General features: G+C 58.7%; 10 protein-coding genes. 4 read left to right on the top strand and 6 right to left on the bottom strand.

Going from position 1 to position 14,595, the window contains the following annotated elements; genetic code table 11:
- The first annotated feature begins 7 nt into the window (after positions 1-7).
- Positions 8-502, top strand: a complete 495-nt coding sequence (locus tag C7433_RS02290; RefSeq protein WP_006119082.1) for an Rrf2 family transcriptional regulator — start codon at positions 8-10, stop codon at positions 500-502.
- Between the two features lie 261 nt (positions 503-763).
- Here C7433_RS02290 and oqxB read toward each other — a convergent pair whose 3' ends face one another.
- Together oqxB and C7433_RS02280 are read right to left on the bottom strand one after the other, a co-directional pair.
- Positions 764-3,919: a multidrug efflux RND transporter permease subunit OqxB gene (gene oqxB, locus C7433_RS02285; RefSeq protein ID WP_110267538.1), complete on the bottom strand. Its 3,156-nt coding sequence runs from the start codon at positions 3,917-3,919 to the stop codon at positions 764-766.
- 12 nt (positions 3,920-3,931) lie between these two features.
- Positions 3,932-5,044 (bottom strand): efflux RND transporter periplasmic adaptor subunit, encoded by a 1,113-nt coding sequence (locus C7433_RS02280; protein WP_369974374.1) that lies wholly within the window; start codon positions 5,042-5,044, stop codon positions 3,932-3,934.
- A 359-nt stretch (positions 5,045-5,403) separates the two neighbouring features.
- Between C7433_RS02280 and C7433_RS02270 the strand changes: the two genes are divergently transcribed.
- From C7433_RS02270 to C7433_RS02260, 3 genes are all read left to right on the top strand, one after another.
- A complete protein-coding gene (locus tag C7433_RS02270) occupies positions 5,404-5,751 on the top strand; it encodes a helix-turn-helix domain-containing protein (protein ID WP_006119087.1) in 348 nt (115 codons plus the stop codon).
- A 90-nt stretch (positions 5,752-5,841) separates the two neighbouring features.
- Entirely contained in the window at positions 5,842-6,279 is a 438-nt protein-coding gene (locus C7433_RS02265) for a ribonuclease domain-containing protein (protein ID WP_006119088.1), read from the top strand.
- A gap of 2 nt (positions 6,280-6,281) precedes the next feature.
- Complete coding sequence (locus tag C7433_RS02260; protein ID WP_033741324.1) at positions 6,282-6,545, top strand: barstar family protein; 264 nt, start codon at positions 6,282-6,284, stop codon at positions 6,543-6,545.
- On the opposite strand, the gene C7433_RS02255 is transcribed toward C7433_RS02260, so the two are convergent.
- The 4 genes from C7433_RS02255 to C7433_RS02240 form a co-directional block, all read right to left on the bottom strand.
- Positions 6,542-8,917, bottom strand: coding sequence for a virulence factor SrfC family protein (locus tag C7433_RS02255; RefSeq protein WP_058701953.1), 2,376 nt, complete (start codon positions 8,915-8,917; stop codon positions 6,542-6,544). The two genes, C7433_RS02260 and C7433_RS02255, sit on opposite strands and share 4 nt — an antisense overlap.
- Positions 8,914-11,877 carry a virulence factor SrfB gene (locus tag C7433_RS02250; protein ID WP_039340438.1) on the bottom strand — a complete coding sequence of 988 codons (2,964 nt, stop codon included), beginning with the start codon at positions 11,875-11,877 and terminating at the stop codon, positions 8,914-8,916. The genes C7433_RS02255 and C7433_RS02250 overlap by 4 nt, the downstream gene beginning before the upstream one ends.
- Before the next feature lie 2 nt (positions 11,878-11,879).
- Positions 11,880-13,223, bottom strand: coding sequence for an SrfA family protein (locus tag C7433_RS02245; RefSeq protein WP_110267536.1), 1,344 nt, complete (start codon positions 13,221-13,223; stop codon positions 11,880-11,882).
- 162 nt (positions 13,224-13,385) lie between these two features.
- Positions 13,386-14,561 carry a benzoate/H(+) symporter BenE family transporter gene (locus C7433_RS02240; RefSeq protein WP_054687768.1) on the bottom strand — a complete coding sequence of 392 codons (1,176 nt, stop codon included), beginning with the start codon at positions 14,559-14,561 and terminating at the stop codon, positions 13,386-13,388.
- Positions 14,562-14,595 lie beyond the last annotated feature (34 nt).

Genomic DNA, 14,595 nt, shown 5'->3' with positions numbered 1-14,595 from the left:
TACAAAGATGCTTGATTATCGCTTCCCGACAGCTTTGCAAATGGTTCTGAGTGTGGCGGTGGCGGAGCAAATGGGAAAACGCTCTACCAGCGCGATTCTCGCTTACGGGCTTGAAGCAAACCCGAGCTTTATACGTAAGTTAATGGTCCCATTAACCCGTGATGGCATTATCGTGTCCACGCTGGGTCGTACGGGTTCCATTCATTTGGGCAGACCCGCAGCTGAAATCACGCTGCGTGATATTTATGTCTCTGTGACAGATGATAAAAAACTCTGGGCGGCTCGCCCGGATGTGGCACCGCGTTGCCTGGTCAGCGCCAACCTGTGCTGGTATTTTAAATCGATTGCCGAGGAAGCCGAGCAGGCATCACTGGCGGTACTCGCGAAGCGCACCGTCGCCGACGCGTTAAATGAGCTGAAAACCCACGACACCAGCAACTGCACCGCCGTGCCTGAGCCTGAGGTGACGGAACCGGATACCGACTGCAAAAAAAGCCGCTGATGCGGCTTTTTTTACGTCTTATGTAAACTGACGACCATCACGTGCGAGGGTGTTGCATTCATCATCGGCAGGTTTCACCGTCACGTCCTCTCTGCCTGTCTCTGACGAACACCCGTACTCAGTTATCCCGTCCGCGCTCGCACAACGCCTTTTAAATAAAATAAATGCTAACCGGCTCCGCCAGGGCACGGGTCAGGCGTTGTATATACTGACGTTGAGAGGCAGTGCCCCGACGTCCGCAGGATCGTCGGGGCACACGCATTACTGCGCGTGTTCCGTAACCGGGCGAGCGGCGTTACGCGTCACCAGCTTACGCAGCGCCACATAAAACACCGGCGTTAAAAACAGGCCAAACAGCGTCACGCCTAACATACCGGAGAACACCGTGACGCCCGTCACGCCGCGGACTTCCGCGCCTGCGCCTTCCCCCAGAATCAACGGGATAGTTCCGGCGATAAAGGCGATAGAGGTCATCACGATAGGGCGCAGACGTAACCGACAGGCCTCAAGCGCGGCGTCGACAATCCCTTTACCCTGCATCTCCAGTTCGCGCGCAAACTCCACAATCAGAATGGCGTTCTTACAGGCCAGGCCCATCAGCACCACCAGACCGACCTGCACAAAGACGTTGTTGTCTCCGCCTGTTAACCACACGCCCAGCAGGGCCGACAGCATGGTAACCGGCACAATCAGGATCACCGCCAGCGGTAACGTCCAGCTCTCATACAGCGCGGCCAGCACCAGGAAGGCCAGTAACACCGCCACCGGGAAAACAATCAGCGCGGTATTGCCCTGCGTCGCCTGCTGGTAGCTGAGGTCGGTCCATTCGATGTTCATGCCGTTCGGCAACAGCTGGCCGGACATCGCCTCAAGCTGGCGCATCGCCTGGGCGGAGGACAGTACCCGAGGGTCCGCATCACCGATCAGGTCCGCCGCCGGATAGCCGTTGTAACGAATAACCGGATCGGGCCCGTAAGTGGTGGTGATATGCACCATGCTGCCGATGGGCACCATCTCGCCACGATCGTTGCGGGTACGCAGGTTGGCAATGTCCTCCACGCTGTCACGAAATTCGCCATCTGCCTGTGCCATCACCCGCCAGGTCCGGCCAAAGCGGTTAAAGTCGTTAACATAGGACGACCCCAGGTAGGTTTGTAGCGTACTGAACAAATCCGTCAGCGCCACGCCCTGTGCCTTGGCCTTATCACGGTCAACCTGCACATCCAGTTGCGGTACGTTGGCCTGATAAGACGAGATTGGGAAGTGCATGCCCGGCGTCTGCATTACCGCGCCGGAGAGTGTATTAATCGCGGTTTGCAGTGCGCCATAGCCCAATCCGGCCCGATCCTGCACGTAAAGCGAATAGCCCGAACCCTGGCCCAGACCCAGAATCGGTGGCGGCATAATGGAGAAGCCAAACCCCTGCTGGATACGGGCGATTTTTGCATTGATGTCCGCGTTAATCTCCGCCGCCGTGCGCTTACGTTCACTGAAAGGTTTCAGGCCGAAAAACACCGTGCCGCTGTTCGGCGTATTGGTAAACTGCAGCGCATTCAGGCCCGGAAAGGCAACCGCATAGGCCACGCCTTCCGTTTGCAGACCGATTTCGCTCATCTGCCGGATGACCTCATCCGTGCGCGCCAGCGACGATCCTTCCGGCATTTTCACGCCGCCAATCAGGTAAAGCTTATCCTGTGTGGGGATAAATCCGCCCGGTACGGCATGGAACATCCAGCCGGCACCCGCCAGTAACACCAGATACATGCCAAATACCGCGCCGCGCCGCCGCAGGGTTTTCGCTACCATCGACTCGTAGCCATGGGCCGTGCGGTGAAAGAAACGGTTAAACGGGCGGAAAATCCAGCCAAACAGCCAGTCGATCAGGCGCGTGGGCCTGTCTTTGGCGGCCTGGTGATCCTTAAGCAACATTGCTGCCAGCGCAGGCGATAAGGTCAGCGAGTTGATGGCAGAGATGACGGTCGAAATGGCAATGGTGGTGGCAAACTGCTTGTAAAACTGACCGGTGACGCCCGACAGAAACGCCATCGGCACAAACACGGCACAGAGCACGAGCGCGATAGCGATAATCGGCCCCGATACTTCGCGCATGGCCTGATGCGCCGCCGCTTTGGGTGACAGACCCATTTCAATATTGCGCTCAACGTTTTCCACCACCACGATGGCATCATCCACCACGATGCCGATGGCCAGCACCAGACCGAACAGGCTCAGGGTGTTAAGCGAGAAACCGAGCAGGTAAAGCACGCTGAACGTGCCCACTACGGAAACAGGGACCGCCAGCAGGGGAATGATCGAGGCCCGCCAGGTTTGCAGGAACAGAATCACCACCAGCACGACCAGAAAGACTGCCTCCAGCAGAGTCTGGACCACGGCCTTGATGGAGTCGCGCACAAACACAGTGGGATCGTAGGGCGCTGCCCATTTCACATCGTCAGGAAAGCGGGTGGCCAGCTCATCCATTTTGGCTCGCACCGCGTTGGAAAGATCGATCGCGTTGGCCCCGGGGGCCTGAAAAATACCAATGCCGACGGCATCTTTATTGTTCAGCTGCGAACGCAACGCATAGCTGCCCGCACCCATTTCGATGCGTGCCACATCGCGCAGCCGCACCAACGAGCCGTCCTCAGCGGTTTTTAAAATGATATCGCCGAACTGCTGCTCATTTTCGAGCCGGCCCTGCATGTTGATCGACAGCAGAAAATCGCTCTGCTTTTTCAGCGGTTCCGCACCAAGCTGCCCGGCAGAAACCTGCACGTTCTGCTCCTGCATTGCGCTGACGACGTCGGCGGCGGTCAGGCCGCGTGCGGCCACCTTGTTGGGATCCAGCCAGACGCGCATGGCATATTCGCCTGCACCAAAGATCTGGATCTGCCCGACGCCTGGCAGGCGGGCCAGTTCGTCTTTCACTTTCAGCGTGGCGTAATTCCGCAGGTAAAGAGAATCATAGGTACTGCCCGGCGAAAACAGATGCACCACTAAGGTCAGCGTAGGCGACATTTTTTGCGTCGTAATGCCCAGCCGGCGCACGTCTTCAGGCAGTCGCGCTTCCGCCTGAGCGACACGGTTTTGTACCTGAACCTGCGCCTGGTCCGGATCGGTGCCGGGACGAAACGTGACGGTGGTCACCAGCACGCCATCCGAACCGGCGACGGACTTCATGTACATCATGTTTTCGACGCCGTTAATCGCTTCTTCCAGCGGGGTCGCCACGGAATCGGCAATGACCTTTGGGTTCGCGCCGGGGTATTCGGCACGCACCTGCACGCTCGGCGGCACCACGTCGGGATACTCACTGATGGGCAATAACGGTATGGCGATCAGGCCGGTCATGAAAATCAATACCGACAGCACGGCGGCAAAGATTGGCCGATCAATAAAAAAGCGGGAAAAATCCATATCAACCTCGGGTTATTGAGCGGCGGTAGCGGCCATATCGACAGTTTTGGCCGTCACCGGCATTCCGGGCATAAACACTTTTTGCAGTCCGGCAACGATGACCCGGTCGCCCGCCTGCAAACCGGCCTCGACGATACGCAGTCCGTCAGCCATGGCACCAGGCTTAATGTCGCGGCGCTGCGCTTTCCCCTGAGCATCAACGATATAAACATATTTGCGATCCTGGTCGGTCAGCACGGCTTTATCGTCAATTAACAGGGCGTTGAAGGTTGCACGACCCGGCAGGCGAACGCGCGCAAAGAGGCCAGGCGTAAAGATACGCTGATGGTTATCCAACTGCGCACGCATGCGAATGGTGCCGGTGCTGGCGTTGAGTTGGTTATCCAGGAAGTCGACGTTACCCCGGTGCGGGTAACCCTGTTCGCCTGCCAGCGCAATCTCGACGGGCAGGGCATGACGTTGCTGGCCCTGACGCGCCATGGCCTGGTAGTGCAGGAAGGTGGTTTCATCGACGTCGAAATAGACCACCATCTTGTCTTGTGAAACCAGCGTCGTCAGAACGCTGGCGCTGTCCCCGGCGGTTACCAGGTTTCCTGCGGTGATCATGGCCCGACTGGCGCGGCCGTCAATGGGCGCCGTGACGCGGGTAAAATCCAGATTCAGTTGGGCCATGGCGACAGCCGACTCGGCGGCCTGCACATCGGCCTGCGCCTGGCTGGCGCTGGCGCGTCGCTGCTCCCACATCTCACGTGATACCGCCTGAGTACCGAGCAGTTTTTCTGTGCGCGCCGATTCACTGCGGGTCAGGCTGGCCTGACTCCGCGCACGCGCCAGCGAGGCTCTCGCCTGATCCAGTGCGGTGCGGTAGCTACGGTCGTCAATGGTGAACAGGACCTGACCCTTTTTCACCTCATCCCCTTCATGGTAATTAACCGTGGTGATGTAGCCTGAAACCCGTGGGCGCAGTTGGACGCTTTCAACCGTTTCTATGCGGCCATTAAAGCTGTCCCACTGACTGACCGGTTTTGTCACCACCACAGCCGCACTCACCTCGGGCGGCGGCGGCGGGGCGCTGTTCGCCTGACCCGTGTCACATCCACTTAACTGACTGATGACCAGTCCCATCCCCAGCAGGGTAACTCCCTGACGAACCCAGTTGCTTATCATTGTTGTGATTCCGCGATGAACAGTGAAGTAAAGCCCGCAGGCCAATATTTGCAACTTCTATGGTTGCAATTTATCGCGAGGAGTGTAGGCTTGTGTGTCTGAGAACTGCAAGAATAACTGATACACTTTATGTGCGGTCTGATGAGCGATGATTTATCGGCCAGTATCCAGCCTGACAGGGCATGAGGTAAGTCCCCATAAAATGTGCGGCATTTAATGTATTAATTAAACTTGCATTAAATGGCATTGTCAGTCACGCTTTAAGTGTAACTGCAACTGATACTAATACTGTTCGCTGTCGCGACCGGAGAAGACAAATGATGAGTAACGCTTTTATTCACGATCTGATTAACTGGATTGACAACAATATTGAAGCACGCCTCGATCTCGATACGGTTTCTGAGCGCGCGGGCTACTCAAAATGGCACCTGCAACGGATGTTTAAAGAGCACACAGGCTATCCACTGGGTGAATATATCCGTATGAAAAAATTAAAAAAATCAGCGGATCGCCTGACCAGCACCAACGAACCTATTCTGAACGTAGCCATTTCGCTGGGCTTTGACTCGCAGCAGTCGTTCAACCGCAGCTTCAAGCGTCAGTATGGTGTTGCTCCGGGTGCGTGGCGTCGTCACAGTGTGCCGTCGCAGGCTGCAATGCAGTAAACCCCGCCAGGGCCAGGTCATCTGGCCCGCGCTGTTTTATCCGCTGAGAAAACTGCTATTATCTGCATCCTGTTTTCCAGGGATGTCATCATGTCAAAAAAACTGTGGTTAGGATTAGTCCTCATCCTTATCCTCTCCTGGATAGGTCTGCGACCCTATCTGACGTCTGCACCTGCCAAAACCTCTGCCGCAGACATCGCCGCCTTAACGGATGTGCGAACCGTCGCCCGCTGGGTGCTACAGCATCAGCAGTTGCCCGATTACTACATCACAAAGAAGCAGGCCCGCCGTCTGGGCTGGAATCCTGCGAAGGGCAATCTGTGTGACGTGCTGCCAGGCCGGGCGATTGGCGGCGATCGCTTTTCCAACCGCGAAAGAAAGCTACCTGAACGTTCCGATCGGCAGTGGTATGAGGCGGATGTGAACTACCGCTGTGGCCATCGTGAGGCGGATCGCCTGGTATATTCGTCGGACGGGCTGGTGTTTCTTTCCACTGACCACTATCGCAGTTTTAAGCCGGTGCAGTAACGATGTTGCGCCTACGGTTTGATCTCGGTGAGCTGGCGGATCGCGATGCCTTTTACCGGCAGTTTGCCGCGCAAAGCGACTGTTCCGGCGACTTCGGCAATAACCTGGACGCGCTCTGGGACTGGCTGACAGGTGGCATGGCCCTGCCGGCGGAGATTTATCTGCTGAATGCCGATCGGCACGACGCGGATCTGGCCCCGGTTCTGGCGTTGCTGGAAGAGGCGGCGCAGTCGCTGAGTGGCGAACTGCGCCTGATATACGCTTAGTTACGCAGCGGTTTGAGCAGGTCGGCTAGCGCTTCGCGCGCGCTGACCGGCAGATCGCCCCCACCGGTATAGCCGTTGTTTTCGATAATGACCGTGTTCAGGCCCACCAGCCAGTCATATATGTAGTACGCCGTGTGGTTTGCTGGCGTAGCCGACAGTTTTGTCAGTCGCTGACCGGCGCTGAAATTCACACTCGGCGCAGGCGGACGTGAGAAGATCGACTGGCCACGGTTAACCCGGCTGGCCGGACGTTCCGCTTCCGGACGCTGCAGGAAGCCCAGCCACGCGACGAAATCCCCCAATACCGTCATGGCACGCGTCACCTGACGATCGGCGCGCGACTCATGCGACATGCTCTGCGCGTCCGGTTCATGCAGGGCGGTTTGCAGCGACTGCAGGATACCGGTGCGGAAACTGGCGGTGATCAGTTCTTCTATTAACCATTCCATCGTGGCTTTGTCGATATTCAGCAGCGTGAGCAGGCTCTGATTTTCCGGCAACTGGCGCAGATGGTTCAGCCACAGGCTGAAGACCTGGCGCGGGAACTGAGTCAGGCCCTGGCCAAAGCTGGACTGCTGAGGCGCGGGCTGTTCAATTTCAGCATCGCTGAACAGGTCGAACTCAAAACCGATACCAAACTGGTTCTCCGGTGCCTGAATACTGGTGGTGGCGGCAGGAACGGATGAGCCCGACTGATTCAGCCACAGCTGACGCAGGGCTTCACGGGAAGGCTGCAACCGCTCCAGCAGTTCTCCATGCAAACCGGTGCGATGTTGCAGGCATTTCAACAAGGTATCCGCGATGTTCTGCTTGCGCGCCGCCTGATCGGGCGACGCACCGGCTTCGGTCCAGGGCTGTAGCCGACGTTCAACGACCATGTGCTGAATCTGCGCCAGTTGCGCGATAAGCTGATCGCGGCGGGCCTCTGGCTGCATCTCATCCTGTAACCATTCGGACATGCGATCCACACCGGCGCGATCCAGTGCCAGCATGGAACCCCATTGCTGACCCGGCTGGCCGACCTGACGCTGTACCGCCTCATCCACATTCACCTGCTGATGGCGCGCATCATAAGGCGTGATCGCCCAAATCAGACGCGGTTTTTCACCCGCGTCGTTTTTTGGCTGAAGGCGTTGCCATTCGCGCAGGGCGCGGCTGGCGATATCCACATCCTGACGCTGGCTGGCGGCGGTGCAGATCAGCAGCAAATCGATGCCCTGGCGGGCGGCATAGATGCCGGGGAGCAGTGTACGTTTGTGCTCCAGCAGCCGTGCGCGCAGCGCATCCTGCTGCTGCAGGCGCTGGCGTTCTTCCCGCAGCGCCGCATCACTCGGCGTACCGGGTGCAGGCAGCTCCAGCATGTCCGCTTCGTCATAGATCGCGGTGCGCGGCGTGGAGCTGAGCGGAATCGTCACCTCCAGCGTCAGCAGCGCCAGTAATCCCAGCGCCACATGTTGCGGCTTGGCCAGGCGGTTTCCGTTTAACGGGCAGATCTCAATGTGCAGCGAGAGATCCTGTTCGCTGGCCGGGACGATAAGCTGTTCGGCAGGCAGCAGAGACGAATCGGTTAACAGGCTAAGCGGCCCCAGCACGCGTGTGCTGTTACGCAGTTGGTGGCGCAGATGCAGCAAGCTCCGCACCAGCTCATTCAGGGCCGGTTCGGCGGGCCAGAGCAGAGAGAACAACTGGACCCGATCGTCGACGCTCAGCCACGGGGCCAGTTCAACCGCCTGAGGCCAGAAGTGCCGATCCAGTTGTGCATCATACAAATGATGGCGGCGGCACCATGACCAGAGCGTAACCAGCGCATCGCTCTCCAGGCCAGGCAGTGGCGTCGTTAAACGATGACGCTGCAGACGTTGTATCACGCTGTCGATGTTTGCGGTATCGGGCTGGCTGACGCCTTCGCCACACGAAATCGCCAGGCGTAGCACCTCGGCTTCGCTCATCAGGGCCAGCTCAACCGGCCACTCCGACGACAGCGGCTCGCGCTGATGGGTAAACCGCGTCGCCGTGGCGAAATCAAGGTTACCCGGGTTGATATGCTGAAAATAGTTAACCGGCTTGTCGCTTAGCGCGGTGATTAACTGTCCCTGGGCATCGGCGACCATCTCCGTTAACAACCAGGCTTTGCCTGCCTGAGACTGCCCAAACAGGGCTAAGGTGACGGGGCGGGCCACCTGCTGCGCCAGCGCCTGCGTTTGCACACGGGCCTGACGTAACTGCAGGGTCAGGGTTTCGGCTTCCAGTGCCAGACGGGGCGACTGTTCGCGGGTGTTTTCAATCCATGCCAGGCTGCCATTCAGGGCGTCCTGCAATAAACTCAGGCGTTTTGCCAGCGTTTGCGGCTGGCGGGGTTTAACCGATCTCATCGTTTACATACACTCCCGCTGTCAATCCAGTATTGCGCATTGGCATTGCCAGTGGCGGAGAGAGTATTCAGTTTGAGGCTCAGATGTTCAAGCGGAACGCGCGTTCCATCGTCCAGTCGGGCTTCGCTTAACACCAACGTCTCGGGGCCAGGCGCATCCGGACCGGCCTTCACCGCCAGCTTCACGCGCAGCACGCTTTCACCCGCAACCTTACGCGCCAGCGCGGCATCATTGAGCGTCAGGCTGTACAACGGCGACGCGGGCCAGCGTTCATTATCCAGTTGGCGGAAGCCCAGACAGACGTTGCCACGAATCCGGAAGCTGCTTTTGCGATCCAGCGAGAAAGCGGGATCGTCCAGGTCGATGTCGCTGTAGCACAGGTTCTCATCGGTCAGGGCCTGGTTTTCGTCCAGCATGCCGAGATAACGGATCGTGGAATAGGGCTCGAAATCCCCCGCGCGGAACCAGAAGCTGCTCAGGCGCAAATCCAGGGCCAGCAGGCATAACATCGCGCCCACGGCGGCCGTGGATTTCGGGTTATCGATACGACCATGTTTGTTAAACGGATACCAGTCACTGGTGTGATAGCCTTCCAGCGACAAAATGCGGCTGCCCGGCAGCGGTTGCAGATGACGCACCAGCGCCTGAATGCCGGGGAAGCGTGAGGGCCGTCCGGTCAGCAGCAGGACGTCACACTGATACAGTGAGACCACTTCACACATAGATCGCAGTGCCGGAATGATCGCCATGCGGTGCTGCATAAACTCGCCGTGAAGCTGCGCCATGCTGACCACCAGCGGCACCTCAAGCAGGTCAAAGCGGCTGTTGCCGCCTAATTCACGCTGGATTTCGCCATTAACAAACGCCAGCACCGCGTCTGCCGGACGTTGATCGACCAGCTCACCAAACAGCGCATTAATTTCGGCATGGCTTTCCAGCGGATCCCAGTTCTCGTAACGTTCAAGCACCGCCTGCGCCAGGGGAATAAACACCTGCAACGTGGCTTGCTGCCGCAGCGTCGCCTGACCGTCCATCCGGCTGTCGTGGCCAAACAGTTTGTTGATCAGCGGTTCGGCCAGCGTCAGGCCGGCTTTCTGCAGGCTCTGTTGCAGGGCCGGCAACACCCACAGCTGAATCACATCCAGTAATATATCGTCGCCGGCCACTTTAAAGCCTTCACGGAACAGCAGACGCGGCGTAATTTTGACGTTATTGCCCTGGCCGTCATCGAGACGGTACTGGGTAATCGCCAGGTCGGTAGTGCCGCCGCCAATGTCGATAGAGGCAATGCGCAGGCTCTTGCCGGGCTGCTCATCGGCTTCACGCGGACGATCCGGACGCGCCATGCTGCTGAAGAAGTCTTCTGCGCGGCCGGCAAAGTTCACCTGGGTTTCGTTAAACAGCCACACCATCTGACCGCAGGTGGCTTCATCCCACTCCATCTGCACGTCCGGCACGGGTTTACTGCTTTGCGCCTGCGTCTCCGCCGTAAATTCCTCGTCGGCCGGATGCCAGCCTTCGGCTTTCCACACCAGCGCAATCGCTTCCTGCATGCGACGACGAAAGATTTCACGTTCAGGTTTTGGCATGGCGGACGGAAGCGTCAGAATCACATGACGCAGCTGGCGCGGTGCATGACTTTGCGGCATGCGCTGACGCTGTGCCGCGCTGTTCATTTGCATCAGTGCCTGGGCCAGCAGCTCACACAGCATAAACGTCATGAGTGAACTGCGGCTGTAGTGAGCGGAGAACACCGGCAGGCGTTCATCCAGCGGCAGCGCATACAGCGGCTGACCTTCGTCATTCATCAGTGAGGTGAAAGGGGCGGCGCAGGCCTGCGGTTCACCTTGTGGGCTCTGCTGGTTAAAGCGCCAGCCCGGCTGATAGCGCGCTTCGTCCCACAGGTAACGCCGCGGGCTGGACAGCCCGGTGCTGCCTTCCAGGCCGGCACGCTGCAAGGCCAGGCGGCTGGCTTCGCGTCCGACGCGGGTCAGTGAAGGCCACATAAAGGCCTGCTCACGGCCGCTTTCCAGCGAAAAGTTGGCTTTACCAAAACGCGCTTCGGCAAATTCCAGCCGACTGTCGAACAGCTCGTTATACACACGATGTGGTTGAGACAGATCGCGCATCTGCAGCTCGTAGGTCTGCTTCAGGCCGTTGCTCTCTTCCGGATGGTCTTCCACCAGAATACCGCAGGTGTGCGAGTTGCCGACGTCAAGAATGATATCCACGTTGACGGCTGGCGTTTGCAGCGTGGCGGCCTGGATGTGAATCTCCGTGAGGTTAAGCTGCTCGCCCAGCAATTCCAGCAGGTTGAGGTAGTGCGCCTGATATTCAAACTCACGTAGCGCCTGGCTGATGGCCTGTTCACGGCGATCGGACACGCGGTCGGTGAAGGATTCGCGCAGCCAGCCATCTACCCAGGTGTGATCAAGAAATTCCCCCAACTCGTAGTTGTGCCAGGCCAGGGCAAAGGTAACGCCGTTCTGTGCGTCGGATGGCGTCAGTCCCAACTGTTCGCCGCCATCTTCTTCCGCCACGCAGCGCGTATCAAACGCCAGCGTAACGCGGTGCGTGTTGCCTGCGCTGTCAGGTTTTTCCAGCGCCACTAACCGCATGCGCGCCCAGTTTTCCGGGCCGCCGATAAAGCGACGACCTGAGGCGCAACGCAGCATTGGCAGCGGCAGCCAGCAGGCTTCCAGTAAGGTCAGGGAGTCGGACAGCGCGATATCGGTTTCGGGACGCACGACTTCCGGTGCGCCACCGTCCTGCGGGTAAAGTAAAAATTTACCGCTGTTACCGTCCATATTCAGACGCAGTAACGGGCCATTTGCGGTCTGGCGCACAAACTGACGGCGCGCCTGGGTTGCGGAGAGTTGCAGACCAAAATCCAGGAACTGCACGCCGCTGTTCTCAATCAGAGAAATTTTTTGCTTATCATCGATCAGGGGAGCCAACATAGTTACTTACTCTCACGCTTAATCGTAATGGGATACACACGATCCCCGGTGTATTGCGCTTCGCAGGCGGCGGCGCCAATGCTGGAATGACACACTAACATCGGCATACGGTAACGCGATTTGTCCGCGCACCGGGCGGTAAAGCGGCTTTCTATCACCATGTTACCCGCGCTGGTCATCGCCGCCGTGACATCGGCCTTACAGGTGGTGTTCCCCTGGTTGATCTGTACGCTGCCCTTGCCATTGTTAAACTGGAAGTGCATGACAGGGGGTTTACCGGTTGGCGTTTTGATGTTTTCGATCTCTACGCGCCAGCGTCCGTCAATCACCTGAACCTGACCATCACGTACGGCATCCGGTGTCACCACCAGATCGTCGGGTTTCGCGGGCACCGCAGGCGCAACCACGTTGGAAAGCGTCGCAGACGGTGCCGCTGCAGGCACAGGCGCAGCGCTGGCGGCGGTTTGCGCACCCGCTACCACGGCGGCCGGTTTCTGCGGCAAAGTGTCAGCCAGTTTTTCAGCCGGCACCATGGCTGCCGGCCTGATGGCGGCAACAGGGGCGGTGTTTTGAGCGACCGGGGCGGACGGCGTGACGGGCTCCGATTGCGGCATATGCAGGATAACCGCCGTCGCGGCCGCTGCGGCAACGGCCAGCGTCGGAATCAGATACCACAGACGGAAAGCCGGACGACGCGCGGCCTGAACGGGCACAGGCTCTGGTACAGGTTCCGGCTCAGGCGCGGGCACCTCTGCGACCGGCGGTACCACCACGGCGGGTTCGGGCACCACCACCGGTTCGGGCGCAGGCGGCACAACAGGTTCGGGTGGCAGTTCGACCAGCGAAGCAGGCAGCGACTCCTCCAGGCTTTCACGCAGGCAGGCGAGTGCATCATCACGGTTGCGCTCCTGCGCATCCACAAATCCCCAAAAGGTGATGACAGGTTTACCGTTCACCAGATAAACATATTGCTGATTAGGGAATTGCAGGCTCTTGCCGAGTAGCGCGCCAAACAGGCGCATGGCCGGATTGGCAGCCTCGCGGGCGCGGGCGCTAATGGCCTGCAGATCCTGCTGGCAGGCAGTGAGATGTTGCAACGCCTGACGGCGTTCATAATCGCTCGCGGCCATCCAGGATTTGACTTTGCCGGAAAAAGGGGCGTACCAGTCAAGCCGGTCGCCACGTTCATTGGTTTGCGGAATCGCCAGGCAGTCTGCCAGTGCGCTTTGGCGGCGCAAACGCAGGGTCTCACGGATTTGCAGGGCGGACGTAAATACTGGCTGGCCGTTCTCACCTAAAGCCAGAACCGCATCCAGATTGCCGCTGCGCAGAAAAGTTTTTGCCACCTGTTAGGCCCTTATCGGTCGTTGTCTGAGGCAGAAGATCGCGTGTTATCGTCAATTACGGTGATTTTACGTGGGGCAATGGCAAATCAAACCGCAGAAAAAGAGGTCAAATGCGTGGTTTTTTCGCCCGCTGCCGGGAAAATAACCAATGCCCAGATGATGTTACGCTGTTTTACGTTTTAATAACAGATGCGCGATAACGCCACCCACTAATCCCCAAAACGCGGACCCGATCCCTAAAAGCGTCACGCCCGACGCCGTGATTAAAAAAGCCAACAGCGCGCTGTCGCGGTCAGCAGGCTCTGCCAGTGCCCGTTGCAGACTGCCGCCCAGGGTCGTCACCAGCGCCAGGCCCGCCACTACGTGCACCATTACAGCCGGCAGTGCGCTGAACAGCACCGCAATCAGCGCACCGGACACGCCAGCCAACAGATAACATCCGCCGGCCACTGCCGCGGCAATCCAGCGACGACGGGGATCGGGATCGACCTCTTCGCCCATACAAATCGCTGCCGTAATGGCCGCCACACACACCGAAAATCCGCCGAACGGCGACAGAATCAACGCCAGTAATCCGGTCCAGCTCATGAGCCCGGACACCGACGGACGATAGCCGTGTGCCTGTAGGGTGGCGACGCCGGGCGCATTTTGTGACGCCATGGTGACTAAAAAATAGGGTAGACCAATACCGATAAGCGTGTGCAGTGAAAACGACGGCCAGACAGGCGCAGGAAGGCTGAAACGGGCAGCCTGCGCCGGAAAATGAAGACTGTTCTGGGCTACCGCCAGGGTAACACCGACCAGAAGCGTGATCAGAATGGCATAACGGGCCAACCAGCGGCGCGCCAGTAACCAGCTCATACACATCGTGGCGGCGAGGGGAAAGTTCACGGCGAAGTCGCTAAACGTCTGCAAGCCAAAGCGCAGTAAAATGCCCGCCAGCATGGCTGCCGCCAGCGACGCCGGGATGTGATTCATCAGGCGGGCAAACAGGCCCGTGACCCCGCATAACACAATCAGGACATTGGCAAAAACAAATACGCCCACGGCCTCATTGAGAGACGTGCCCGGCAGGCTGGTAGCCAGCAAGGCCGCCCCCGGCGTGGACCAGGCGGCCAGCACCGGCATGCGGTAAGCCAGGGAAAGCCCCGTTGAGGCGATTCCCATTGCGATGCCAATGACGGAGAACCAGCCTGCGATCAGCGCAGGCGGCGCACCAGCCGCCTGGGCGGCCTGATAAACAATCGCACCTGTGCTGCTGTAGCCGACCAGCACGGCGACAAAGCCTGACACCACCATAGGCAGGGTAACGGGAAACGGCGGATGGCGCAGTGACATAGTCTCTTCCTCTTGTGCGTTATAGCGCACATCG

It is taken from the genome of Pantoea sp. PNA 03-3, assembly GCF_003201175.1.
Taxonomy (GTDB): Bacteria; Pseudomonadota; Gammaproteobacteria; order Enterobacterales; family Enterobacteriaceae; genus Pantoea; species Pantoea stewartii.
The sequence above is the reverse complement of the archived record's forward strand: the minus strand, read 5'-3'. Positions and strand labels throughout refer to the sequence as shown.

Bases quoted from the DNA above. Each gene is read 5' to 3' on its own strand.
- C7433_RS02290 (WP_006119082.1), top strand. From the start codon at position 8: ATGCTTGATTATCGCTTCCCGACAGCTTTGCAAATGGTTCTGAGTGTG.
- oqxB (WP_110267538.1), bottom strand. From the start codon at position 3,919: ATGGATTTTTCCCGCTTTTTTATTGATCGGCCAATCTTTGCCGCCGTG.
- C7433_RS02280 (WP_369974374.1), bottom strand. From the start codon at position 5,044: ATGGGACTGGTCATCAGTCAGTTAAGTGGATGTGACACGGGTCAGGCG.
- C7433_RS02270 (WP_006119087.1), top strand. From the start codon at position 5,404: ATGATGAGTAACGCTTTTATTCACGATCTGATTAACTGGATTGACAAC.
- C7433_RS02265 (WP_006119088.1), top strand. From the start codon at position 5,842: ATGTCAAAAAAACTGTGGTTAGGATTAGTCCTCATCCTTATCCTCTCC.
- C7433_RS02260 (WP_033741324.1), top strand. From the start codon at position 6,282: ATGTTGCGCCTACGGTTTGATCTCGGTGAGCTGGCGGATCGCGATGCC.
- C7433_RS02255 (WP_058701953.1), bottom strand. From the start codon at position 8,917: ATGAGATCGGTTAAACCCCGCCAGCCGCAAACGCTGGCAAAACGCCTG.
- C7433_RS02250 (WP_039340438.1), bottom strand. From the start codon at position 11,877: ATGTTGGCTCCCCTGATCGATGATAAGCAAAAAATTTCTCTGATTGAG.
- C7433_RS02240 (WP_054687768.1), bottom strand. From the start codon at position 14,561: ATGTCACTGCGCCATCCGCCGTTTCCCGTTACCCTGCCTATGGTGGTG.